Origin of the sequence: Streptomyces sp. V4I8, assembly GCF_041261225.1 — a bacterium.
Lineage (GTDB): Bacteria > Actinomycetota > Actinomycetes > Streptomycetales > Streptomycetaceae > Streptomyces.
On the sequence record NZ_JBGCCN010000001.1, the window covers coordinates 4,533,281 to 4,556,417 of the forward strand.

A 23,137-nucleotide genomic window follows, 5' to 3' on the forward strand; every position below is an offset into this window, starting at 1 on the left:
GTTTGATATCTCGAACTTCGGCTCTCGGTCCCCACACGTGAGGAAGTTGATCTCGAATGTCCTGGCTCCAACACCCCCACAGCCGCCGGAGAGTCATGGCGGCCACCGCCGGCCTGGTCGCGGGCGCCACACTGCCGGCGACGCCCGCGGCGGCGGCCACGACGGCCCAGCAGGAGCAGTTCACCAACCCGGTGATCTGGCAGGACTTCGCCGACCTGGAGGTCATCCGCGTCGGCGACACGTATTACTACAACGGCTCGACCATGCACTACTCGCCGGGCGCGCCCGTCCTGCGCTCCTACGACCTGGTCAACTGGGAGTTCATCGGCCACTCGGTGCCGGTCCTCGACTTCGGCGACGCCTATGACCTCAACGGCGGACGGGCGTACGTCCAGGGCATCTATGCGTCCTCGATGCGCCACCGCCCCAGCGACGAGACCTTCTACTGGCTGGGCCAGATCGGCTGGCAGCGGTCGTACGTATACAGCGCCACCGACGCGGCGGGCCCCTGGGCCCGGCACGCCGAGATCGGCAGCATTTACTACGACGCGGGGCTGCTCTTCGACGACGACGGCACCCCGTACGTGGCGTACGGCGCCAACGAGATCCACGTCGCGCAGCTCTCCCCGGACATGCGCACCGAGGTCAGGTCCGAGCACGTGCTCACCAAGCCCGACGACATGCACCTGATGGAGGGCTCCCGCTTCTACAAGATCAACGGGAACTACTACATCTTCGTCACCCGCCCGGCCAACGGCCAGTACATCTGGAAGTCCACCTCAGGCCCCTTCGGCCCGTACGAGATGCGGGAGGTGCTGTTGGACCTGCCCGGCCCGATCCCCGGCGGCGGTGTGCCGCACCAGGGCTCGCTGGTCGACACCCCGAACGGCGACTGGTACTACATGGGCTTCATCGACGCCTATCCCGGCGGCCGCGTCCCCGCCCTGGCCCCGGTCACCTGGAACGCCGAGGGCTGGCCCGAGCTCCAGACCGTGGCCGGCGCGTGGGGCGAGACATACCCCTACCCGGTCACCCCGCACCCGCTCCCGCCGATGACCGGCGCCGACACCTTCGAGGGGACGGCGCCGGCGCCGTACTGGGAGTGGAACCACAACCCCGACACCGCCGCGTTCACCGTCGACAACGGGCTCACCCTCAGGACCGCCACCGTCACCGACGACCTCTACAACGCCCGTAACACCCTCACCCGCCGCATCCAGGGCCCCGCCTCCACCGCGACCGTCGTGCTCGACTGCTCCGGGATGGCGGACGGCGACCGGGCCGGGCTGGCGATGCCGCGGGACTCCTCCGCCTGGATCGGCGTCACGCGGCAGGACGGCGTCAGCAGGCTGGTGATGTTCGACGGCCTGACCATGGACGCCGACTGGAACACCACCGGCACCGGCACCGAGCAGGCCGGCGCCGACCTCCCCGCGTCCGGCAGCCGCGTCTGGCTGCGCGCCGCCGCCGACATCAGCCCGGGGCCGGGCCGCCAGGCGACGTTCTCCTACAGCACCGACGGCACCACCTTCACCCCGCTCGGCCCGGCCTTCACCATGAACGAGAGGCCTCATTTCTTCATGGGCTACCGCTTCGCCGTCTTCAACCACGCCACCCAGGCCCTCGGCGGCGAAGTGCTGGTGGAACGCTTCGAGTTGAGCACGCCCTGACCATCCGATACAGTCCGGCCCTCAGTCGAACAGCGCGGTGCGCACGATGCGTTGCACGGCCATCGCGTCGTGCCGGAACTGCGCCGCGCGGGCCGTTGGCAACTGCAGACGGGCAGACACGAATGGGCTCTTCTGCACTGAGCGCTGTGCATCGTGAAGTTGCTGGTCACGGGTCTGGTGTGTGCGGGGTTCGGGATGCTCGTGCTGGTCGTGGGTGGATGACTTCGGTGAAGATCGTCGGTCACCGGGAAACGTCGCGGTTTGTGAGGACGAGCAGGGACCCCACCAAGGCGGTCGCCCACGTCGGGTCGGTGCGGACCTTGCCGAACACGCGCCAGTTCTCGAGGTGGGCGAAGCCGTGCTCCACCGGTGCCCGGACCGCTGCCAGCGCGGTGTTCCTGAGTGCCACCGGCCCCGCCGCGAGCGCGGGTCGGGCACCGAGCCGAACCAGAGACTCAGGTGAGCGACCTGGTCGGGGTCCGTAATGATCACCAAGCCCGGGCCCGCACCGCTACCTGCCCCTCACGCCGAAGACCCGTACAACCACGGGACTTGAAGCCGCCTGGTTTCAGCCTGCGAACGTTTCTGCCCGCGGATTTTGCGAGATGTATTGACGTCATTCATGGGATGTCTAGCATTCTCTCGATCGGTACTTCGACACTTGTTCGGTATACCGGACAGTCGGGGTCGTGCCACACCAGCATCCGGACAGCCTCTGACGGGGCAAACCGGAGTCGCTTGTTCAAGGATGACGAGGTCCTTATGCCCAGACGTAGTTTCAGTCTCAGACGCCCGTCCACGGTGCTCGCCGCCTCGGTCGCGGCCCTGGCCGCGTTGGCGGCGCTGCTCGTCGCCGGCCCGGCTCAGGCGGCCACCACCAGCGACGTGCGCGGTGTTGATTCCGGCCGGTGTCTCGATGTGGAGGGCTTCAGCCAGACCGACGGCGCGAACGTGCACATCTGGGACTGCCACGGTGGAACCAACCAGCAGTGGACGTTGACGGACAGCAACCAGCTGACCGTGTACGGCAACAAGTGCCTGGATGTCCGGGGCGGCGCCACCACGTCCGGGACCCCGGTGCAGATCTGGACGTGCAACGGCAGTGACAACCAGCAGTGGCGGGTGAACTCCGACGGCACCATCGTCGGCGTGCGGTCCGGGCTGTGCCTGGAGGTCTCGGGCTGGGGCAAGGCCAACGGCACGGGGGTGCAGATCTGGTCGTGCCACGGCGGCACCAACCAGAAGTGGACCGGCCTGTCCGGAGGGAGCAACGCGTGTGCTCTCCCGTCGACCTACCGGTGGACATCGACCGGCCCGCTGGCGGAGCCGAAGTCGGGGTGGGCCTCGCTCAAGGACTTCACCAGCGTCGTCTCCAACGGCAAGCACGTCGTCTATGCCACGACGCACAACACCCTCGCCGGTGACGATGGGCGCTGGGGATTGACGACCTTCAGCCCCTTCACGAACTGGTCCGACATGGCCACCGCCACCCAGAACACGATTCCCTTCGATGGCATCGCGCCGACGCTGTTCTACTTCGCCCCGAAGAACCTCTGGGTGCTCGCCTACAACGGGGGTTGGCCATACAGCTTCTCCTACCGCACCTCGAGCGACCCCACCAACCCCAACGGCTGGGGCCCGCAGCAGGAACTCTTCACAGGCACCCTCCCGAAGGGGGGCCCCCTCGACGTGACCCTCATCGGCGACGACACGAACATGTACATGTTCTTCGCCGACGATGAGGGCGGCATCTACCGCGCCAGCATGCCCATCGGCAACTTCCCGGGCACCTTCGGTTCGTTCACGAAGATCATGAGCGACACGCCGCTCAACCTGTTCGAGGCGGTTGAGGTCTACAAGGTCCAGGGTCAGAACCAGTACCTCATGATCGTCGAGGCCCAGAATTACACAGGGTATGGTCGCTACTTCCGCTCGTTCACGGCCACCAGCCTCGGCGGCACCTGGACACCGCAGGCCGACACCGTGACCAACCCCTTCGCCGGCAAGGCCAACAGCGGCGCGACCTGGACCAACGACATCAGCCACGGCGATCTGGTTCGCACCAACCCCGACCAGACCAAGACCATCGACCCCTGCAACCTGCAGTTCCTCTACCAGGGGCGCGACCCCAGCACCGACGGCATGGACTACGGCCTCCTGCCTTACCGGCCGGGGGTACTGACACTGCAGCGCTAGCCGGTGGCGTGACGCAGGTCCTGGTGTTCCTGACGCTCGCGGGCAACGACGTACGCCGAACCGGGTGAGCGTCACAGCGAGCGATCAGGAACGGGTGGAATTGGAGCGGGGGGCTCGGTGCAAGGCCGAGCCCACCCGTGCACGCGGAGAACCCGGATGGTGGCGGCCTCGTCCTCGTCGACCACGAGGCGCGGAACGTGTCAAGCCTGGTGAGTCGGCCGGTTTCAGGGTTTGTCGAGTGAGCCGGGGTCGCCCGCGTCCGAGGTGATCACTGGGCGGCGGCGTGGTCGTCCGGCTGGTTGATCCACACGTTGGTGGGGATGCCCAGGCCAGACACCCCGAAGTCGACGTTCCCGCACAGCCCTACCCCTAAAGCGGGCGCCGCAGGTTCGAATCCTGCTGGGGCACCACGCGTTAAGCGCTGACCTGGGGATTCTCCCCCAGGCAGGCGCTCTATTCGGCCTCGGACTACTCGTCAGGGGCCGTTTGCGTGAGCGGACGGGGAGTTGATCTCCCGCGTATTGCCGACGGATCACCATCATCCGGCACGGACTCCGGGCCTGCCTTCTCCGGGCCATCGGGCTCGGACTCCGCTTCGGGAGCGGTGTCCTCGGAGGCGGCGCGGGCTCGCGGTACGAGCCGAGCTGCCGTCTCGGCGATTGCCAGGTCTGCCTCCGGGAGAAGGCTCGTGTACGTGTCGGCCGTGATGTGATCGAGGAGTTGCCGAGCGTCTCCTGGATGTCCTTCAGGTCGGCCCCGGCCGCGTGGGCCGGCGTTGCCACGCCGTTGCGAAGATCATAAAAGTGGACCGGCGGAGGGCCGATCTCCTCGTACGGCTCGACGAACCGCCATGTGACGTTGGCGGGGTGGGGCATCTCACCGTTCTTCCTGGGTCAATCAACTGACTTGCAGATATTGGCAATAACCCAACCGAACGGGTCTACATGTAGGGCCGGATGGCCACCGTGACATCCATGTCGAAGGCGTTCGCCCCCGCCGCGGACGGCAGGCCCAGGGCCCGGTCGAGTGCGCGGCTCACGCGGCCGCAGCCGCTGGTGCCCGGGGCGGCGAACTCCGCGTCCTGGGCGCCGAAGGCGGCGACCAGGGGGTCCCTGGATATCACCCGGGTGGGATCTGTGTCCTTGAGCACCAGGTGGACCGCATCCTCATCGCTGCCCACCGAGCAGCCCGACGACGGCAGGGCCGGCAGTCCGCGCACCGAGCCTATGGCGAACTTGATGTCGAACTCGCCGCGCCGGGTGGCGTCGGACAGGAAGTCCGAGTAGCCGCCGTACTGCGGAGTCAGGGTCAACGGGGCGCCTCCCACTCTGATCGGCGCAGCGGTCATCTCCCCGAAGACCTGGCGGAATTCACCGTCTACACGGCCTTCCGCAAAGGTGATCTTCATAGGTTCGGTGAGCGGCTCGTCGATGGCACCCATGCGCAGGCGCCCCGTGGCGCGCATGACCTCGCAGCGCCAGGTTCCGGGGTCCGCCCCCGCGGGCAGCTCATCGACGGCCGGGCAGGCGGAGTAGTCGAACTCGGGCAGATCCGCGGCCTGTTCGGCTCCGTGCGCGGGTGCGGCGCCCAGGGCAACTACGGCAAGCAGGGCCCCCGCGGCAGCACTTGCGAAGCGGCGGACTGCGCGATTCAAGGTCACTCGGTTCGGCGTCATACGCCACAGCATTGCAGAGGTTTCTCTGCAGAGGAAGGTCTGCAGAGAAACAGCTGCCATCTGGATAGGCTGCCGCCATGACAAAAGAGCGGAGAGCGGAAGCCGCAGGGCGGCGCACGGTCGACAGCCCCGAGGTGCTCAAGGCCCTCTCGCACCCCCTGCGCCTGCGTATCCTGCGCCACCTCGGCGCGGTGGGCCCGGCCACCTCAACCACGCTGGCCGCCGCCCTCGGCGAGAACACCGGAACGCTCAGCTATCACCTGCGCATGCTGGAACGCAGTGGCCTCATCGAGGACATCCCCGAGCGCTCCACCGGGAGGGAGCGCTGGTGGCGCGGCGTGCGCGGGCTCGACATCCGCAGACCGCCGCAGAGGGAGCTGACGGAGGCCGAGCGTGCCGTATCGGCCGAGCTGGACCGGATGAGGATGGAGGAGGACGTCGAGCTCGCCCGGCAGTTCACCGCCGGACAGGCGGAGTCCGAAGGCTGGATGCGGGGTTCACGCAGCCTCATCCACCTCACGAAGGGTGAGCTGGACGCATTCCATGACGACTATCTGGACCTGCTCGCTCGCTATGCCCGCGGGCCTGAGGACGCCCCCGACGACGCACGACCCGTACTCCTCCGCTGGTTCGGCCTGCCCGCTGACTGACCGGACGGGCGAGTTGAGGGAAGGGACCAGGTCGGGCCGGCCGGATCCGCTGCCGCGGCGAATGCGCCGTCGCCCACCCTCAAGACCTGGAACATCCTGACCAGTCTGCGCTGCAGCCCCTCCCGGACGACCGCAATGGTGCGGGCCATCCTCGTTCTCCACCACGTCGAAAACCCGACCTGCCAAGGATGAGGAACGCTCAGCCATGCCGACCGACCCTGGTTGGTGATGAGTTTTCGCGCCCGCACCCGTCACACCTACGACGGGACACGAACAGGCGGAAGGATGACGTCATGAGCGCGGACACACGGCTGGAGGAGCTGGGCGTAAGCGGTCTGGGCGAGGTCGACGAGTCGGCGTTCTCGGGGCTGGCGGAGCGGCACCGGCGGGAGCTGCACGTGCACTGCTACCGGATGCTCGGGTCCTTCGAGGACGCCGAGGACACCGTGCAGGAGACGTTCCTCCGTGCCTGGCGGCGGCGGGAGACCTTCGAGGGGCGGTCGACGTTCCGGGCCTGGCTGTACGGGATCGCCACCAACGCCTGCCTGGACCTGCTCGCCAAGCGCCGCCCGGAGCCCGCGACCGGCGGCGAGGTGCTGTGGCTGCAGCCCTACCCGGACCGGCTGCTCGACGAACTGCCCGCGGGCGACGCGGACGAGCCGGAGAGCGTCGCCGTCGCGCGGGAGACGATCGAGCTGGCGTACGTGGTCGCGGTCCAGCACCTCGCGCCGCGCCCCCGGGCCGTGCTGATCCTGCGGGACGTGGTCGGCCGGCCGGCGAAGGACGTCGCGGAGATCCTCGGGGACTCCGTCAACTCGGTGAACAGCGCGCTGCAGCGGGCCCGCGCCGGTCTGCGGGAGCACCTGCCCGCCGAGCGGCAGGACTGGACCGGCGGCGAACTGGACGCGGGGACGCGCGAGCTGGTGCGCCGCTATACCGACGCCAGCGTGGCCACCGACATCCCGGTGCTCGCCTCGATGCTGCGGGACGACATCCGCTGCTCGATGCCGCCCACGCCGGGCCTGTACGTCGGCCGCGATGCGGTGGTGAACGACTGGGTCGAGAGCGGCTTCGAGGGCATGAAGGGCCTGCGCGGCGTCCCCACCTCCGTGAACCGGCAGCCCGCCGTCGCCTTCTACCTCTGGCAGCAGCGGGAGGGCGCGTACCTGCCCCTGACGATCGACGTCCTGCGCTTCACCGACGGGGCGATCACCGAGATCGTCACGTTCCACGACGACCGGTTCCCGCGGCTCGGGCTGCCGGAGCGCCTGCCGGTGGACGACAAGGAGTAGTCCCGGTGCGGACGCTCACGCTGCGCGATGGCGCGCGTATCGCGGTGGTTGCGGCGCAGTGGTGCAACGCGTTCGGCGTCGTCACCCGCGGGCGGGTGCAGCTGGAGCTGCGCGACGGCGAGCCCGGGCCGGTCCTCGGCCGCAACGCCGGGTTCTGGCTCCGCGGCACCGGCGTCCGCGCCCTGCGGAACCCCGGCCGTCGCACGGCGAGGGTGCGCGCCCTACGACATCCAAGTCAGCCTGCGGCTCCGGAACGTATCCAGCACACATGAGGCCGGGAAGCCCCGCGAACCCGCCAGAACTACGGAGGGGTGTTTTCCCTGGCCCGGCATCCTGCGCTCGGCGTTTTCGCAGGTCACAGCCCCACCCAGGGAAAACTCCCAAAGCGGGTGTCGCAGGTTCGAATCCTGCCGGGGGCACCAGCACAAACGGCCCGGACCGATCATGGTCCGGCCGTTTTGACGGCGGTGTTTGACGGCAGTCGCCTCTGAGGCGGCTGGCGGACGGCGCTCATCGCACGGTGGTCAGCTCCTGCGGCGGGCCGAGGACAGCGGCACGGGAGCGACGCCCTCGACGACGGTGTTGGTGATGGTGCCGATGCCCTCGACCGTCATGGTGACGGTGTCACCAGGCACGAGGGGCGGGGGTTCGAGGACGCCGCCCCGGCCCCAGAGTTCGGCCAGGCAGCCGCCGTTGCCGCAGGTTCCGGAGCCCAGGACGTCGCCGGGGCGGATCCAGGTGCCGCGGGAGGCGTACGCCGCCATCTCCTCGAACGTCCAGGCCATGTTCGCCAGTCGGTCCCGCCCGACCGTCTCGCCGTTGACGGCGACGGTGAGGGCGAGGTCGAGGAAGCCGTCGGCGTTGCGGTGGGGTTCCAATTCGTCGGCGGTTACGAGCCAGGGGCCGAGGGTGGTGGAGGTGTCCTTGCCCTTGGCCGGGCCGAGTTTGACCCTCATCTCACGGCCCTGGAGGTCGCGGGCGGACCAGTCGTTGAGGATCGTGTAGCCGAGGATGTGGTCGCGTGCCTGCTCGGGCGTCAGGTCCCGGCCCGCCTTGCCGATGACGGCGGCGACTTCCAACTCGAAGTCGAAGCGCCCGCAGCCAGGCGGTACCGACACGTCGTCGTGGGCTCCGATCATCGCGTAGGGGTTGGTGAAGTAGAACGCCGGTGCGGCGTACCACTCCTCGGGGACGGTGTCGCCGTATCCCCGCGCGACTCCCTCGACGTGGCTCTCGAAGGTCATGTAGTCGCGAACGGTGGGCGGCTGTAGCGGAGGCAGCAGGCGCACGTCGGTCAGGGGCACGGGCAGGGAGGCGGTCAGGGCGCGTTCTCCCACCCCGCGCAGGGCCTCCTCGCCCTCCACGGTCAGGTCCAGGAGGTCGACGGGGTGTTCGAAGGGGTGGAGCCGGTCGTCGGCGACGACTCCCGACTGTCGTCTCCCGTCGTGGACGAAGCTTGCGAACTTCACGCCGCGCTCCCCTCCGCCTCGGCCGGCGCGGTGCCGCCGCGCCGGAAGCCGACGAAGACGGCGGCGATCACGGCGGCGGTCATGCAGGCGGCGGCGGTGAGGATCAGTCCGTTGTTGTAGCCGTGGGCCAGGGCATCCGTGGTGTAGGGGGCGAGCTTGGCGCTGAGTGGCCCGAGGTCGGCGGTGTGCAGGGCCAGCGGGCCGCCCTCGTGCAGGATGGCGGAGGCGGTGCCGTGCTCCTTCGGGGTCAGTCCGGCATCCGCGAGGCTCCCGGTCAGTTGGCCGGCGGCCATGCCGAGGGCGACGGCGCCGACTACGGCCGGGCCGAGGGTCTGGCCGAGGTCGCGGACCAGGCTGGTGGTGGCTGCTGCCATGCCGGTCAGGTTCTGCGGTACGACGTTGACGGCGGCGGCGGTGATCGCGGCGACAACCAGGCCGAAGCCGACGCCGTTCAGGATCAGCGGGCCCAGCATGGGCAGCAGAGCGGTCTCGTGGATCGGCAGCGTCCGCAGCCACAGCTGGCCCGCGGCCATCGCCAGGAAGCCGGTGACGAGCATGGGGCCGGGTCCGATGCGGTGCAGCAGACGGACCAGCAGGGGCCAGATGAACGGCGTGCACGCCTGGATGATCATGACCGGTATCGCGGCCTCGAAGGGGCCCTGGTGCTGGATGACGCCGAGGCGGATGCTCAGGTCGTACGCGCCGCCGAGGAAGCCCAGCATGCCGATCACCGCCATCGCGGCCGACGCGGCGAACGCCGGGATACGGAAGAGGCTCAGCCGCAGCATCGGGGCCGTGCTGCGGTTCTCCACCACGACGAACGCGGCAATGAAGACCGCGAAGGTGACGAAGGACGCGACGATGGGTGCCGAGCCCCAGCCGTCCGAGGGACCCTGGATGATGCCGTACAGCAGGGCGAGCATGGCCACGGCGATGGTGATCTGCCCCGGCCAGTCCAGCGAGCGGCCCTCCGGGGCGCTGGACTCGGTGGCGAGCAGCCAGGCCGCCACGGCGGTGATCACGGCGAGCACGCCGGTCACACCGAACGCCCACTGGAAGGCCACGTGTTCGACGATGCCGCCGGACATGAGGGGGGCGAGGAAGGCGCCGAGCGAGAGGGCTGTGGTCCAGGAGGCCAGGCCCCTGGCGCGTGCGGCCGGGCTGGTCGTGATCGCGGTGATCATCGTCAGGGAGGCGGGGAAGAGCGCGGCGGCCCCGATGCCGGAGATCGCCTGGCCGGTGATCAGCTGGGCCGGGGTGTCGGAGGTGGCGGACACCAGGTAGCCGACGGCAGCCAGCAGCGCCGCGCCGACGACGAGTTTCTTACGGCCGTAGCGGTCGCCGACGACGCCGAAGGTCAGGGCGAGGACGGCGGCGGGTACCAGGAAGGCGTCACTGATCCAGGTGAGTTCCGCGCCGGACGTCTGGAGTGTGCGCTGCATCTCGCCGTTGATCGCGGCGGGCAGCACCAGGCCGATCTGGGCGAGGCAGACGGCCAGACAGCCGGCGATGATCGTGCCGGTGTGCCGGGCGGTGGCGGCCGGTGCGGTCTCGGACGAGGTGGCGGGTGGGTCGTAGGCAGGGGTGGAGACCATGTCTCCTCCTTGGAGGGCTTGGCGGGTCGTACGGCCCGAGGGGGACGGAGGGGAGAGCCGTTGGTGCGGGGAGCGGCGTCATAGGTTTCAGAGGCTGGGGCAGAGCTCGGCCATGCAGCCGAACAGGCCGGGGCCGTCGAGCGGGGGCAGTGAGGGGTCGAGCTCCCGGTAGACGGTGTGCACGTTGACGGCGAGGCGTTCGCTCTCGTCCAGGTCGGCGAAGCGGCCCAGGCGGATGTCGCGTGCCGCGTCCATGGCGGGCATGCCGGCGGTGAAGCGGTCGGTGGCCTGCTCGTGGACGTATTCCAGGTACTCGCGGATCTCGCGGACGGCCTGCTTGGTGGTGACGGGGCCGTGGCCGGGTACGACGATGTCGGCGTCGAGGCCCAGCAGCAGGTCGCAGGCGGCGAGCCAGCGGGCGAAGGGACCGTGCCAGACGACCGGCGCCGCTCCGGCGAAGACGATGTCGCCGGTGTAGACGGTGCGGGCCTGCGGCACGTGGACGATCGTGTCACCGGCGCTGTGCGCGGGCCCCACGTCGATGAGGCGGACCTCCGTCCCGCCGATGTCGAGGACGGTCTCGCCGTCGAAGACCCGGTTCGGGAGAACGGGTTCGATGCCGGTGTGGTCGAAGCGGCCGAAGATCCGGCGGGCGAAGTGTCCGGCCGGGCCGTCCATGCCGGTCAACGCCCGCATCTCGGCGGGGCCCACCTGCCGCATGTCCGCCACGGACCCGCGGGCCGCGATGATCTCGGCGTGGGACACGAGCTGGTTGCCGAACCAGTGGTCGCCGTTGCCGTGGGTGTTGACCACGGTGGAGATCGGCGCCGGGGCGGTCAGGGGCGTCAGCGCGTCGAGCATGGTCTTGGTCAGCCGCAGGTCGTAGAGGGTGTCGACGAGCAGCGACGCGCCCCGGCCGGTGATCAGCCCGGCGTTGCTCATGCCCCATCCGGCATCGCCCGCGATCCAGGCGTAACAGCCGTGTCCGAGCTCGACACGGCCCGTCCGGGATGTCACGGAAGCCACGTTGCCTCCTTGTTCAGCGTCCCGCGATCATTAGCGCGAGACTTGCATCCACTGCTGGACTGGAGTCCAGCAGTGGAGAGGAATCTAGATAGGTGCCGGGGAGGGGTCAAGAGCCGTGCGGCCCTGTGTTGTACTGGGGGCCATGAAGATCCGGGACGCGGCATCCGCCTCCGAGGGCGGCGCGGCCGTCGGGCGCCAGGAGCGCAGGCGCAGGAAGCTGCACGACCAGCTGTATGAGAAGGCGGTCGCTCTCCTCGTCGCCCAGGGATACGAGGCGACCACCATGGAGCAGATCGCCGAGGCCGCCGATGTCGCCCGGGCCACCGTCTTCAACCACTTCGCGCAGAAGGTCGGCTTTCTCGAGGAATGGGGAGTCCGCCGCCGCGCCCGCGTCGCCGAGATTCTCGGCGCGGAGCACGCCGAGGACCTGCCGGTCGGCGACCGGCTGCGCCGCTACCTGAAGGAGATGGGCGACCTCAACGTCGCCTCCCGCGCGGAGACCACCGTCCTGATGGACGCCTCAGCGCGGTACGGGCACCTCCTGCAGGACCCGTCCCTGGAAATCGAACTCGCCAGGATCGTCGAGCAGGGGCGGCAACGCGGGGAGATCAGGGCGGGCGTCGACTGCGACCAGGCCGGCCAACTGCTGGCCGCCTGCTACTTCTCGACGATCCTGCGCTGGATCCGCGAGGAACCGGCCCCCTTCGACCTGCACGAGCGCCTCGCCGGGGCGCTCGACATCATCCTGCTGGGCCTTCTTGCCGACGAGGCACATGCCGGGGAACCCTGACGGTCCCCCTCACCTCACCGCCGCCTTGAGGCAAGAGGCCGGCCCCCCATATCAGCGGTTGAGCAACAGCCGGCGCCTCGTCAGACGGTGGCGGGCAGAACCGTCAATGACAAACGGGGCGCCCCCTCCGTGACCCCCGTCATACGCCCGTGCCCCAGTCGCACCGCCTCGCGCACCGGTGCGCCCAGAATGCGTTCCGCCTCGGCCGCCGACTCCACGCCTAAGCCCTCCGGCCTGTCCGCTCGGCCACTACAGGGTGTTGGACCAGCGCCCTCTTGGGCCCGCTGGCGTCCACCATGAGGTGACTCGTCCGGCGCTCCGCGCGGAGCACGGCGCGGGCCGCCGCGAGGATCTCCTCGTCCGTCTCCACCCCGGAGCCCGCCAGGACCTTCAGCAGCCGGGTCCGCCATACGTCGGGGTCCGAGTCGTACGCGTCCAGCACCCTTACGCCGTAGCCGCTCCCCACGTTGTCGCCGCTGCCGATGCCGAGCCGTCGGCGGACCGCCTCCCTCAGCCCGACGTACAGGTCGTGAACGGCTCCGCGTGCGGTGTCCGTGAGGCCGGCCGCCGCCCCGGTGGCCAACGCCGTGGCCACCAATTCCACTTCGGTCACTCGGACCCCCTTCAGTTGTGCGGGTTGTGCGATGTGTCCGCCACCATGGCCGGGGGCGCTGCAATGCTGATGAAATTCCGATGATGCGCGAGGGCGGGGGCTTCGAGTTGGACAGCGGATCTCCTCAGGGGCTTCGGATCGCGGTACTGGGGCCCTTACGGATCTGGCGGGGCCGAACACCGCTGGATTCGGGCCCGGTCAAGCGGCAGGCCGTACTGGTCGCGTTACTGCTCCGCGAGGGTGACGTGGCCAGCCATGAGCAGCTGCTCGCCTCTGTATGGGGTACGGAGCCGCCCGACTCCGGTCATAAGGTGCTGGCCAGTCACGTCAACCCGCTGCGCAGGGCACTCGACGCGGAAGGCACCCGGCACACGGAGTCGGTGATCCGCAGCGGCAAGGGGTGGTACCGCTTCGTCACCGACGAAGTCCGGCTCGACGTCGACAAGCTGGCCGGCCTGGCGGACGCGGGGCATGCCGCGAAGAAGTCCCAGGACCCGGCCACCGCACTGGACCGGTACACCGAGGCGCTCGCCCTGTTCCGAGGCGAGCCCCTAGCCGGGCTGCCGGGGCCCTTCGCCCAGGAGGAGCGGGAGCGGCTGGAAGATCGCCGACGCAAGCTGCTCCGGGAGCGGCTGGAGTGCCTGGTGCTGCTCGGCCGGTCCGCCGACGCCCTGGACGGCCTCGCCCGGCTGTCCGCGTCCGCGCCCTTCGACGAGGGCCTGCTGGCGCTGCGCATGCGTGCCCTGTACCTCAGCGAACGCCAGGCGGAGGCGCTGACCGCCTACGAGGAGATGCGCAAACGGCTGGACGACGAACTCGGTGCCGTCCCCCGTGGGGAACTCCAGCGAGTGCACCAGGCGGTGCTGCGCCAGGACGACGCGTTCCTCCTCGGTCCGGCGGCACCTCTCACACAAACGCTCTTCTCCAAGCTCATCCTCCGCAGTGATGCAGCAGCGGTCGCGCCGGCCGAACTGCCCCACGACGCCGCCGGTTTCGCCGGCCGCACCAGCGAACTCGCCGAACTGCACGCGTTGCTTCCGTCGGAGCAGGGCCAGGGGTCGGCGAACACTGTTGTCATCTCCGCCATTGGCGGCGCCGCCGGTATCGGCAAGACCGCGCTGGCGGTGCACTGGGCGCACCGGGTGCGTGATCGCTTCCCTGACGGTCAGCTGTATGTGAACCTGCACGGATTCGACCACGACCAGCCGCCGCTCAAGACCGGCGAAGCCCTTGAACTACTGCTGCGTGGCCTGGGACTGGTGGCCTCGGAGATCCCCGCCAGCGACGAGGCCCAGGCTCGCGTGTACCGAACGCTGCTGTCTTCTGGCCGACGCCTGCTTGTCCTGCTGGACAACGCGGCATCGGCGGAGCAGGTCCGTCCGCTGCTCCCGGGCAGCCCGTCCTGCTGCGTCGTCGTCACCAGCCGTAACCGGCTCGGAGACCTCGTGGCCCGCGACGGTGCGCACGCCCTGTCGTTGGACCTCCTCCTTCCGTACGAGGCCCGCGCGCTGCTGAGCGAGGCACTCGGCGCGGCCCGGCTGTCCACAGAACCACTCGTGGTCGACGAACTGATCCGGCTGTGCGGCAGTCTCCCCCTGGCACTGCGTGTGGCCGCCGCCCGACTCGCGGGCGACCCCGGCCTGCGTCTGGCCGACCTGGTCGCCGAGATGTCCGAGGGCAACCGCCTGGAGGCGCTGGCACCGGACGATGCCGACAGCTCGCCTCTACGTGCGGCCTTTTCGGCGTCGTACGGAGTCCTGTCCCCCGCCGCACGCCGCCTGTTCCGCCTGCTCGGACTGTTCCCCGGAACGGAGTTCACCGCCGAGGTCGCGGCAGCCTTTGTGGAAGTACCGCTGCCGCAGGCCCGACGCCTGATCGGCGCCCTGGCCGCGGCCCACCTGATCGAACCCGCGACGGCGGGCCGATACCGCTTCCACGATCTTCTCCGCGAGTACGCGCAGGAGCGTGCGCGGGTGGAAGAGACGGCAGCGGATCGTGACGTCGCGCTGGAACGACTGCTGATCTGGTATCTGCACGCCGCTCGTGCTGCCTCGGGAACCGGGTTCTTTCCGGAGCTGCCCGGCAACCTCGACCCCGGTGACCAGCGAGGCATGCCGTCCGCTGCCGAAGCCGCTGGGTGGCTGGAGGCGGAGCAAGCGAATCTGCTCGCCGTCATCAACCACGCCGCCCGTAACGGTCCCCGCCCTGTCGCCTGGCACCTGGCCTCCGTACTGTTCGGCTACTTCTGGCTCCATCTGCCGCGGGCAACGTGGCAGGGAATCGCGCAGAGGGCGCTGGACGCTGCCGCAGCCGAAAGCGACCTGTTCGGTCAGGCAGCCATGCACCACCACCTGGGGGTGGTCCGGTGGGACAGGTGGCATGCCAGGGAGGCCATGGATCATCACGCGCGCGTGCTGGACATCAGCCGGGAGCTGGGTTGGGCAGCAGGCGAGGTGGCGGCGCTTGGCGGCAGAGGCTTCGTGGAATGGAGCATGGCCCGCCTCGACAGTGCGTACGAGCATTTCACCGCCGGCCTGCGCATCAACCGTGAAGCCGGGTATGGGGTCGCCGACGCGTTCGGGTTGATCGGCCTCGGTATGACCTGCCGGGATCTGGGCCGCCTGGGCGAGGCCGCCGATCATCTCGAACTGGCCATCCGCCAAAACGAAGAGGCCGGCTGGTGGGACGACAGCCTGGTGCTGCAGACTCTGGGCTCGGTGTACTGGGAACTCGGGCGTCTCGCCGACGGCCTTGACGCCCTCGGCCGCGAAGTGGCCTCCAACCACACACGCGGATACCGCAACAACCGCGCCATGATGCTCGACGCCGTAGCGAAGATCAATGTCGAACTCGGCCACCACGACGAGGCACTGATCCATGCCGAGCGCGCATTCACCATGGTCAAAGCCTCGGGACGAGCCTGGATTCAGGCGACCATCCTCAACACGGTCGCCGCCGCCCACCGAGAACTCGCGCACTTCGACCGATCGATCCAGGTCGGCAGCCAGGCCCTCGCCCTGGCCGGAGAGGCGAGACACCGGCGCACCGAGGCGGACAGCATCCTGGGGCTCTCCCTCATACACAGGCGACTGGGGCGGCCCGACCAGGCCCGCGCCTATGCCGAGCAGGCACTGAGCCTGGCTCGTGAGTACGGCTTTCGCGTGGTGGAGGGGCAGGCCCTGACGGTCCTGTGCAGCACCGCGGAGTCCGAGTCGGCGTATGCCACAGCGGTCACCCTCGCCCAGCAGGCCCTGGCCATACACCGCGAAACCGGCCACCTACTCGGCGAAGCCCGCACCCTGGTGGCGCTAGCCCGCGTCCTCCAGAAGACCGACGGTGCTGCCGCTGAACTCGTGAAGCAGCAGGCATCGGACATCTTCTCGGGTGTGGGCGTGCCGACAGAGGCGTATAAGGACCTCGACTGATGACGTTATGCAAACCCGTATCCGGAAACGTCCACACCTTCCCCGGGCCCCGGAAAACCGCAGCTCTCGACAGGTGGCAGCGCCTGGACCGGAGCCGCGGTCGCGGCCGTCTTGGCGAACTGCCGTTCATTGAGCCCAGTGAACGGTTCGATCCACCGCGGATCACCTGAGATCCCCCCACCCATGCCCAGACCAACGCTCAGCCGCCCGGGCCTGCGATACCCGCTTTAGGACCCAGGTGGGGCGAGTTGAGGTCGACCTGCGGCATGCCGCTTCGACGGACGCGGGCTGCGCGCGCTGTCGGCCACCGCAGTTCCCCGCTCGATCTGGCGAGGTTGTGTCACGGGGAACATCTGATCCGTAGCTCTGGCCGGATCGGTCAGCGACGGTCATGCCAGCCGCTTCACAGGGCCCTGGAGGGGCGCCGGCGAGAACGAGGCAATCAGGAGTTCTCTGCCCTGCCGAGGGCAGACCGCAGCTTCTGGTGTGCTTCTCCAGGACCGCCGCCCTCCTGCCCTTCCAGCAGGGCGGCTGCGATGGCGTCCAGCTTGCGCTGGACGGCGCGTTCGGCCCGCAGCTCGGAGTTCTTCAGCAGCGCCACCAGGAGCAGGGTCACCGCCGACATTGCCTCGCCCATGAACAGAAGCCACGTAATCGGCAGACCGATCACGTGCAACGTGACAACCACGGCAACCAGGAGCAGGCAGATCCCGAAGAACGTTGCTGAACTGGTGAACCGTGAGGCATTCTCGGCCAGCCTGTCAAACGGCTGACTCCGCGAGCCCCCGCGGTCGGACGGATGCTTGAGAATCATGCCCATTCTTGCGGGACACGCTGTGACCGTGCTCGGGTGTCGCGTCGGCCGAGGAGTGGTAAGTGGCGGACTCGGCACACAGGCCGCCACCAGTAGTGGCGGCGTCCGCCGACAGCGTGCCCCAGCGATCCCGGGCCCACAGGCTGATGCCAACGACAACGTCATCCTCGGGCTCATGAGCAGCCCCTCGGCCACAGGGCCGTCCTCGGCGCCGCTCGCCGCACTCGTCACCGACGTGGCCGGTGTCTTCGACCTCGCCGACGGCGCAACGAATGCACGCAGGCGACGTGCAGCTCGTCCGATCCCCTCCAGGGCAGCAATGCACCTCGGGTTCCATGAATCCGGGACACCTCACAGCCGGTACCCCCATAAGACTGCGGCCCACGGGGGCCTAGGCGACGCGTTGGGCGCGGTGGCGGACTTCCCGGATTCGGACCTTCGACGGGAGGCGGTCCAGGCCGGCCGAGTCTCGTGCGTGTGCGAGCGTTTCCCGGCTCAGTCGCTCCAGGGTCCATGCTGGATCCGCGTAAGGCTCCAGCAACAGCCGTACGCGTGCGGTGGGAGCGGTACTTCGGCCCGTCAGCCGTACCTGAGCCCGCGAGACCCCGTCCAGGGCCTGCGCCTCTTCCTCGATCACGTCTTCCAGAGTGCGGCCGTCGAGTCGGGCCGCCGCGCCGTCTTCGCTGTCGACGAGGACTTGGCCCAGGCGGTGTCTGCGCTGTGCAAGGAGCCACCACAGCAGCAGGACCAGCAGCACGGCGAGCACCGCGATGACGGTCGGCCACCACCAGCCCTCGTCCCGCCACCGGGTGCGCCCCTCGGCGCCCAGCACCACATCGTCCGGCCCGCGGAAGGGCCACCAGCCCGGCATGCCGAAATCCCAGTGGCGCTGCAGATCCAGCCCGCCCAGCAGTACGCCGCCGCCCAGGGCGAAGAGTCCGAGGCCGAGAAGCCCCAGCAGCACCCGGTTCACTGTCTTGAGCATCGGGATCACCTCAGCCCTTCGGGCGCCGGACATGCACGGTCAGCGTGAGTTGCCGGGCGAGACGCAAGGACGTCACGGCTGCGCCCAGCGTGGCGTCCAGGTCCGTGCGGACGTCCGCGAGATCGCGGAAATGTGCCCGTGCCCGGGCTTTGACCTTCCGGCGGCCGACAGCGACCTGTGCCGACTGGACACCGGGCACCTGCATGGCCCGGTCGCGTAGAACCATGGCTGCCGCGCGGCGGTCGAGCCCGGCGCGGACCTCCTCTGTCCCGGGGACGTCGGTGGGCTGCCGCATGGGCAGCAGCCCGCGCAGTCCCGGCGTCACCGCCAGCCAGAAGAGCCACAGGCCGAGGGCCATCGCCACCGCGGCCCCGACGATCATCCAGACGTCATCCAGTGGCCGCGTGGCCAGTTCCTCCGCGAGCCGCCGCCGCCAGCGCATCGCGGACCGGCCTGCCCGCACCGAGACCACGTCGTACAGGAGCAGTCCGATGGCCGCGGCGGACAGCAGGGCCGCCAAGGCCGCGGGAATCCGCCGCGCAGACCAGAAGCGGCGCGCCGACCGCCCTGGTTCATCCCTCGTCGCCGTCGTGCCCGCGGCCGCCCCCGGGGTGCCAGCGGCGGACGGGGCTGTCTGTCCGGACTCGGAGGGAAGGTCGCTGTCACTGGTCGGCTGCCGCCAGGTGTTCGCGCTCATCTCACCCTCTCCTGGTCCGTGTGCCGCGCGTGCACCGAGTGCAGCCTCTCGACCGACACCACGAGGTCGGACACCTCCATGTCGGCCCATGTCCTGAGCCGCTCGGTAACCTCCCGGCGCACCGCGGCGCACTGCGCCCCGATGTCGGACGGATAGCCGAGCTCGACGGTGATGCGCATCCGCGCCTCGAAGCGCAACGCCTGCCGTCCGGCGGCAGATTCGGCGTCTCGTCCTGCGGTGTTCCGCTCCGGCACCCGCCGCACGGATGTGGTCACGCGTGGCGTCCGGCGGCCGGGTGGTACGTGGCCGGCCGACTCGGTGAACCGGCTCAGCGCGTCGCGCGCCACCTTGGAAGCGATCTTCGCCACGACCCGGTCGGCGACGGTGATCGCGCCGCGCTCCCCGCGGGGGGTGCCCGGACGCCGATCTGCCTCACCGGTCACTGCCGCCAGTCTCCCCGAGCCCGTCGCCGGTCATCGCGGATCCGATCCTGTCGGTCTCGGCGGCGGACGAAGTCGCCCGGTTCGAGATCACCTTCCATGAACCGCCCGAGCGCGAGCCCGACGACGCCCAGCCCCAGCACCAGCAGGAAAGCCCAGAAGTCACCGAAATACGCGGCGAAACCCAGCGCCATTCCGGCTATCAAGCCCACCACGGCCCTGCTCATCACGCGCTCCTTCACTCAAGCGGGCTGCTCCGCCCCGGCTACTGGATCCGCTGCCGCTCTTCCCCTTCTTCCCCTTCGTCCTCCTCGTCGGGCAGCTTCACGTCACTGACCAGGAGGTTGACTTCCACGACTTCCCGACCGGCCATCCGCTCCACCGCGGAGATCACGTTCTCCCGCACCGCAGCGGCCACGTCCGTGATCGAGACGCCGTAGTCGACGACGATCTCCAGATCGATGGCCGCCTGCAGCTCTCCGACCTCGACACTGACGCCGCGTGTGACGGACTTGCCACTACCGGCGCCGGGCATCCGCTCCCGCATGGATCCCATCGAGCGTGCGAATCCGCTGCCCAGGGCATAGACGCCGCGCACGTCCCGTGCCGCCATTCCGGCGATCTTCTCCACCACCACATCGGCGATGGTCGTCCGGCCACGAGAACCGGGCGCACCGCGATACTTTGCGCCGGTGTTCTCAGTCATCAGGGCATTCCTCCCTCCGGAAGCCCCCACTGCGCCTTCTACACAGAGTCTATTCGAATTAGTACGATTTAGTACGATTTGCCCTAACTGCAGATGTGAGGCGGGGCGGCCCAACGCGTAGCCCGAGCACCCCTGCCCGCGGCAATCCCGGACGCGCCGGGCGCCGTGCGGCAGAAAAAGGACCGCGGCCAGGGAAGAGAGAGGGTGAGAGGCCGGTGAAAACCGAGGCGTGGACGCAGGCAGTACGGCACCAGCTCGGCCTGGGCCGGCTGCTCCCGCTCGGCGGGCCAGACGACGGGACATGGATCACCGAGCAAGCGGCCGTCCGGGCCCTCGGGCGTGCTGCCGCTGAGATTCCCGGTGTGTGGCTGGACTCTCTGCGCATCGGATCGGCACCGCTCGAACCCGTGTCCGAGCCGGCCGTCCGTCCACCGGCCAGCGCGCTACCGCCTGGCCCGCTCAGGATCGAGGCCGCCTTCACAGCATCCCCCGATCAGCCCCTGCCCGAGACTGTCGATCAGTTGAGGAGCACACTGCTCAACGCGGCCGCCGAACGGCTCGGCCTGGCCACCGTGACAGCTGACCTGCGCGTCACGGATCTCCATGAGGGCCCGGAGACAGCCGTGAAGTCGCGGACCGCGGCGAGGACCGTGGGGTCGGAGCCGGAAGCGGCGGCCACGCGGGGCTCGCCCCGTGTGGCCGGAACAGGACCCGTGCGGGGGCCCGTCGGAGAGCTGGCGGACGTCGCGACAAGTTTTCCGGGCGTCGCCCGCCTCACCGCCGTGCTGGGAAGCCGCCCGGTCAAGGTGGAGGACCATGACGATCCACCCGGCCGACACATCGAGGTCCACCTCGCGGTCGCCCCCGGACACCATCCACTGGAAGTCGCTCGCGCCGTCCGGGACGCCGTAGCCGCCGCAGCCACGACTGACGCTCCGGGCCCGGTCACCGACGCCGTCCTCATCACGGAAACCGCGGCTTAGCCAGCCAGGCGTCAACGGCAGCTCGACGCATTCGGCCATCACCGTGCTGAGGCGCCCCTCAGTGATCAGCCGGACCCGCTTCACGGCTGGGTTCGGTTCTGCCATGAAAGCGCCCGGACCGAAAGCGCCCGGACCGAAAGCGCACGGACCGAAAGCGCACGGACCGCTCCGGAAGCCCTGTCGTGTCACGGTGTGAGTCCTGCCTGGCAGGGCACCCGCAATTCAGAAGTGCCGCAGCCATCGGCCGGCAGTCAGGTGGTCACGGACGGCACGCACCGGTCCAGGAGCACCGCGAGGAGCACGTCGGCTCGTCGTCGGACAGGGCTGGGCAGAGCGGATTCAGCACACATGAGGCCGGGAACCCACGTGCACACGTGTGAACCACAGCTGTCGGGACAGCCGCACAGGAACCCGGCGAGCGCGTCAAGCGGCACGGTTCCCTCACGGAGCAGCCGTTGTCCCCCGAGGCCCGCCGGCACTACGTGATGCAATGGGTCGCCGCCCTGTCCGTCCGCCACGCCCACTACGTCCAGGGCTGCGGGTCACCGAGGGGGCGAGCAGTGTCTCGCCCGCGGCGACAACGCCGATGGCGGTGTGGACCTCGGTCGGCGGGGTGTCCTTCAGCGGAAGTCCGGCGCCTCCCGCGCGCAGGGCGGCGTGGACGTGCTCGTCCAAGTCGAAGGTGGTGAGGATGAGGACGAGGACGCCGGCCAGGACCGGGGCCGAGCAGACGTGCCGGGTCGACTCGATGCCGTCCGGGTTCGGAGTGCGTACGTCCATCAGCACGACGTCCGGCCGTTCACGGCGGGCGAGTTCCACGGCCTCTGCTCCATCCGCGGCCCTCACCCCGCGGCGGTCAAGCCGGGCGTGTGGTCGACAAGGACGCGGAAACGCGGAAGCTTCCACGCACCGTCGCCGGTCGTCGTACGAGCGGACTGAAGGCATCATCCGCAACTCATGACGAGCGTCGTGCAGGCGTTGGCATGTAGCGGCCGTGCCGCTACTTGAGCTCGGCGGCGGTGAAGTAGCCGTCCGTGACAAGGGTGTCGTAGTTGGTCCTGTCGACGCTCGTGGGTTGCAGCAGGACGGCCGGCACGGCCTTGACGCCGTTGTTGTAGCCCATGGAGTCGTCCACCCACGGCACCCTGTCGTTGAGTATGTCGTCGACCATGGTTGAGGCGGCCTCGGCCAGCCGGCGGACGTCCTTGTAGACGGTCTGCGACTGCTGACCCGCGATGATTGACTTCACCGACGCCAGTTCGGCGTCCTGACCGGTAATGACGGGGAGGGGCTTGATGTCGGGGCCGTAGCCGCCCGACTTCAGCGCGGACAGGACGCCCCGAGAAATGCCGTCGTACGGCGACAGGACCGCGTCGACCCGCTCACTGCGGTACCACTTGGTGAGGATGCCGCTCATGCGCTTTTGCGCGGTGGGGCCGTCCCAGCGAGGGGTGGTGATCTGGTTGAGCTTGGTCTCGCCGGACCGGACGACCAACTGCCTGCTGTCCAGAAACGGCTGCAGGTGCGTCATCGAACCGTCGAAGAAGTATTTGGTGTTGTTGTCGTCGGGGGAACCGGCGAACAACTCGATGTTGAACGGGCCTTTGCCGTCCTCCAGGCCGAGCTTGTCGATGATGTAGTGGGCCTGGATCATGCCGACCATCTCGTTGTCGAAGGACACGTAGTAGTCGACGTTCTTGGTGCCGAGGATGAGCCGGTCGTAGGAGATCACCGGGATGTCCGCGTCGGCGGCCTGTCGCAGCACGCCGTTCAGCGACCTGTTGTCGATGGCCGCGATGATCAGGGCGTCGACGCCCTGCTGGATCAGTTTCCCGATCTGTGAGACCTGGGCCTTCGGGTCGTCGTCGCCGTAGACCAGCGTGGTCTTGTACCCCCTGGCCTTGAGGTCCTCGACGACGCTCTTGCCGTCGGTGAGCCAGCGCTCGGAGGACCGGGTCGGCATGGCGATGCCGACGGTACCGCCCTCGGAGCCGTCCTCTGAGCCGCCCTCACTGTCCTTACCGCAGGCGGACAGGGTGAGGCCGAGGGAGGCGGCTCCGGCGAGGACGGTTCTTCGATTGAACACGGTGATTCGTTCCTTGTCCTTCTCG

20 protein-coding genes and 3 pseudogenes are annotated in these 23,137 nt (G+C 69.2%); 9 read left to right on the forward strand and 14 right to left on the reverse strand.

Going from position 1 to position 23,137, the window contains the following annotated elements; translation table 11 throughout:
• The first annotated feature begins 56 nt into the window (after positions 1-56).
• Positions 57-1,670 carry a glycoside hydrolase 43 family protein gene (locus tag ABIE67_RS20375; protein ID WP_370259270.1) on the forward strand — a complete coding sequence of 538 codons (1,614 nt, stop codon included), beginning with the start codon at positions 57-59 and terminating at the stop codon, positions 1,668-1,670.
• Between the two features lie 241 nt (positions 1,671-1,911).
• Here ABIE67_RS20375 and ABIE67_RS20380 read toward each other — a convergent pair.
• Positions 1,912-2,067, reverse strand: a pseudogene (locus ABIE67_RS20380) (IS5/IS1182 family transposase); the annotation flags it as partial.
• A 365-nt stretch (positions 2,068-2,432) separates the two neighbouring features.
• Between ABIE67_RS20380 and ABIE67_RS20385 the strand changes: the two are divergent.
• Positions 2,433-3,866, forward strand: coding sequence for a non-reducing end alpha-L-arabinofuranosidase family hydrolase (locus tag ABIE67_RS20385; RefSeq protein ID WP_370259271.1), 1,434 nt, complete (start codon positions 2,433-2,435; stop codon positions 3,864-3,866).
• Between the two features lie 940 nt (positions 3,867-4,806).
• Here ABIE67_RS20385 and ABIE67_RS20390 read toward each other — a convergent pair.
• Positions 4,807-5,526 (reverse strand): hypothetical protein, encoded by a 720-nt coding sequence (locus ABIE67_RS20390; protein ID WP_370268765.1) that lies wholly within the window; start codon positions 5,524-5,526, stop codon positions 4,807-4,809.
• Positions 5,527-5,618: 92 nt separating this feature from the next.
• Between ABIE67_RS20390 and ABIE67_RS20395 the strand changes: the two genes are divergently transcribed.
• From ABIE67_RS20395 to ABIE67_RS20410, 4 genes and pseudogenes are all read left to right on the forward strand, one after another.
• A complete protein-coding gene (locus ABIE67_RS20395; protein ID WP_370259272.1) occupies positions 5,619-6,191 on the forward strand; it encodes an ArsR/SmtB family transcription factor in 573 nt (190 codons plus the stop codon).
• A 44-nt stretch (positions 6,192-6,235) separates the two neighbouring features.
• Positions 6,236-6,383, forward strand: a pseudogene (locus ABIE67_RS20400) (IS5/IS1182 family transposase); the annotation flags it as partial.
• A 101-nt stretch (positions 6,384-6,484) separates the two neighbouring features.
• Positions 6,485-7,483, forward strand: coding sequence for an RNA polymerase subunit sigma-70 (locus tag ABIE67_RS20405; protein ID WP_370259273.1), 999 nt, complete (start codon positions 6,485-6,487; stop codon positions 7,481-7,483).
• A 5-nt stretch (positions 7,484-7,488) separates the two neighbouring features.
• On the forward strand, positions 7,489-7,755 hold the full coding sequence (locus ABIE67_RS20410; protein WP_370259274.1) for a hypothetical protein: 267 nt from the start codon (positions 7,489-7,491) through the stop codon (positions 7,753-7,755).
• Between the two features lie 252 nt (positions 7,756-8,007).
• Here ABIE67_RS20410 and ABIE67_RS20415 read toward each other — a convergent pair whose 3' ends face one another.
• From ABIE67_RS20415 to ABIE67_RS20425, 3 genes are all read right to left on the reverse strand, one after another.
• Positions 8,008-8,952, reverse strand: a complete 945-nt coding sequence (locus ABIE67_RS20415; RefSeq protein WP_370259275.1) for a fumarylacetoacetate hydrolase family protein — start codon at positions 8,950-8,952, stop codon at positions 8,008-8,010.
• Positions 8,949-10,547 (reverse strand): MFS transporter, encoded by a 1,599-nt coding sequence (locus ABIE67_RS20420; protein ID WP_370259277.1) that lies wholly within the window; start codon positions 10,545-10,547, stop codon positions 8,949-8,951. Before ABIE67_RS20420 ends, ABIE67_RS20415 begins: the two co-directional genes overlap by 4 nt.
• A gap of 87 nt (positions 10,548-10,634) precedes the next feature.
• Positions 10,635-11,573: an MBL fold metallo-hydrolase gene (locus ABIE67_RS20425; protein ID WP_370259281.1), complete on the reverse strand. Its 939-nt coding sequence runs from the start codon at positions 11,571-11,573 to the stop codon at positions 10,635-10,637.
• 142 nt (positions 11,574-11,715) lie between these two features.
• On the opposite strand from ABIE67_RS20425, the gene ABIE67_RS20430 reads away from it, so the two are divergent.
• Positions 11,716-12,363 (forward strand): TetR/AcrR family transcriptional regulator, encoded by a 648-nt coding sequence (locus tag ABIE67_RS20430; RefSeq protein ID WP_370259284.1) that lies wholly within the window; start codon positions 11,716-11,718, stop codon positions 12,361-12,363.
• Positions 12,364-12,583: 220 nt separating this feature from the next.
• Here ABIE67_RS20430 and ABIE67_RS20435 read toward each other — a convergent pair whose 3' ends face one another.
• On the reverse strand, positions 12,584-12,976 hold the full coding sequence (locus ABIE67_RS20435) for a hypothetical protein (RefSeq protein ID WP_370259286.1): 393 nt from the start codon (positions 12,974-12,976) through the stop codon (positions 12,584-12,586).
• An 83-nt stretch (positions 12,977-13,059) separates the two neighbouring features.
• Between ABIE67_RS20435 and ABIE67_RS20440 the strand changes: the two genes are divergently transcribed.
• Positions 13,060-16,401 (forward strand): BTAD domain-containing putative transcriptional regulator, encoded by a 3,342-nt coding sequence (locus ABIE67_RS20440; RefSeq protein WP_370259290.1) that lies wholly within the window; start codon positions 13,060-13,062, stop codon positions 16,399-16,401.
• Between the two features lie 442 nt (positions 16,402-16,843).
• Here ABIE67_RS20440 and ABIE67_RS20445 read toward each other — a convergent pair whose 3' ends face one another.
• From ABIE67_RS20445 to ABIE67_RS20470, 6 genes are all read right to left on the reverse strand, one after another.
• Positions 16,844-17,221: a low affinity iron permease family protein gene (locus ABIE67_RS20445; RefSeq protein WP_370259292.1), complete on the reverse strand. Its 378-nt coding sequence runs from the start codon at positions 17,219-17,221 to the stop codon at positions 16,844-16,846.
• Between the two features lie 385 nt (positions 17,222-17,606).
• A complete protein-coding gene (amaP, locus tag ABIE67_RS20450; protein WP_370259294.1) occupies positions 17,607-18,200 on the reverse strand; it encodes an alkaline shock response membrane anchor protein AmaP in 594 nt (197 codons plus the stop codon).
• 10 nt (positions 18,201-18,210) lie between these two features.
• Positions 18,211-18,897: a DUF6286 domain-containing protein gene (locus tag ABIE67_RS20455; protein ID WP_370259296.1), complete on the reverse strand. Its 687-nt coding sequence runs from the start codon at positions 18,895-18,897 to the stop codon at positions 18,211-18,213.
• Entirely contained in the window at positions 18,894-19,340 is a 447-nt protein-coding gene (locus ABIE67_RS20460) for an Asp23/Gls24 family envelope stress response protein (protein ID WP_370259299.1), read from the reverse strand. The genes ABIE67_RS20455 and ABIE67_RS20460 overlap by 4 nt, the downstream gene beginning before the upstream one ends.
• Positions 19,337-19,564, reverse strand: a complete 228-nt coding sequence (locus ABIE67_RS20465) for a hypothetical protein (protein ID WP_370259301.1) — start codon at positions 19,562-19,564, stop codon at positions 19,337-19,339. The genes ABIE67_RS20460 and ABIE67_RS20465 overlap by 4 nt, the downstream gene beginning before the upstream one ends.
• A gap of 38 nt (positions 19,565-19,602) precedes the next feature.
• On the reverse strand, positions 19,603-20,043 hold the full coding sequence (locus ABIE67_RS20470; RefSeq protein WP_370259303.1) for an Asp23/Gls24 family envelope stress response protein: 441 nt from the start codon (positions 20,041-20,043) through the stop codon (positions 19,603-19,605).
• 215 nt (positions 20,044-20,258) lie between these two features.
• Here ABIE67_RS20470 and ABIE67_RS20475 point away from each other — a divergent pair, with 215 nt between their 5' ends.
• On the forward strand, positions 20,259-21,026 hold the full coding sequence (locus ABIE67_RS20475; RefSeq protein WP_370259305.1) for a hypothetical protein: 768 nt from the start codon (positions 20,259-20,261) through the stop codon (positions 21,024-21,026).
• 537 nt (positions 21,027-21,563) lie between these two features.
• On the opposite strand, the pseudogene ABIE67_RS20480 reads toward ABIE67_RS20475, so the two are convergent.
• A pseudogene (locus ABIE67_RS20480) lies at positions 21,564-21,916 on the reverse strand (response regulator transcription factor); the annotation flags it as partial.
• A gap of 110 nt (positions 21,917-22,026) precedes the next feature.
• Positions 22,027-23,112, reverse strand: a complete 1,086-nt coding sequence (chvE, locus tag ABIE67_RS20485) for a multiple monosaccharide ABC transporter substrate-binding protein (RefSeq protein ID WP_370259307.1) — start codon at positions 23,110-23,112, stop codon at positions 22,027-22,029.
• Positions 23,113-23,137 lie beyond the last annotated feature (25 nt).

What these genes read in the sequence shown, in the direction of transcription:
- ABIE67_RS20375 (WP_370259270.1), top strand. Translation starts at nt 57, where the DNA reads ATGTCCTGGCTCCAACACCCCCACAGCCGCCGGAGAGTCATGGCGGCC.
- ABIE67_RS20385 (WP_370259271.1), top strand. Translation starts at nt 2,433, where the DNA reads ATGCCCAGACGTAGTTTCAGTCTCAGACGCCCGTCCACGGTGCTCGCC.
- ABIE67_RS20395 (WP_370259272.1), top strand. Translation starts at nt 5,619, where the DNA reads ATGACAAAAGAGCGGAGAGCGGAAGCCGCAGGGCGGCGCACGGTCGAC.
- ABIE67_RS20405 (WP_370259273.1), top strand. Translation starts at nt 6,485, where the DNA reads ATGAGCGCGGACACACGGCTGGAGGAGCTGGGCGTAAGCGGTCTGGGC.
- ABIE67_RS20420 (WP_370259277.1), bottom strand. Translation starts at nt 10,547, where the DNA reads ATGGTCTCCACCCCTGCCTACGACCCACCCGCCACCTCGTCCGAGACC.
- ABIE67_RS20430 (WP_370259284.1), top strand. Translation starts at nt 11,716, where the DNA reads ATGAAGATCCGGGACGCGGCATCCGCCTCCGAGGGCGGCGCGGCCGTC.
- ABIE67_RS20440 (WP_370259290.1), top strand. Translation starts at nt 13,060, where the DNA reads ATGCGCGAGGGCGGGGGCTTCGAGTTGGACAGCGGATCTCCTCAGGGG.
- ABIE67_RS20445 (WP_370259292.1), bottom strand. Translation starts at nt 17,221, where the DNA reads ATGGGCATGATTCTCAAGCATCCGTCCGACCGCGGGGGCTCGCGGAGT.
- amaP (WP_370259294.1), bottom strand. Translation starts at nt 18,200, where the DNA reads ATGCTCAAGACAGTGAACCGGGTGCTGCTGGGGCTTCTCGGCCTCGGA.
- ABIE67_RS20455 (WP_370259296.1), bottom strand. Translation starts at nt 18,897, where the DNA reads ATGAGCGCGAACACCTGGCGGCAGCCGACCAGTGACAGCGACCTTCCC.
- ABIE67_RS20465 (WP_370259301.1), bottom strand. Translation starts at nt 19,564, where the DNA reads ATGAGCAGGGCCGTGGTGGGCTTGATAGCCGGAATGGCGCTGGGTTTC.
- ABIE67_RS20470 (WP_370259303.1), bottom strand. Translation starts at nt 20,043, where the DNA reads ATGACTGAGAACACCGGCGCAAAGTATCGCGGTGCGCCCGGTTCTCGT.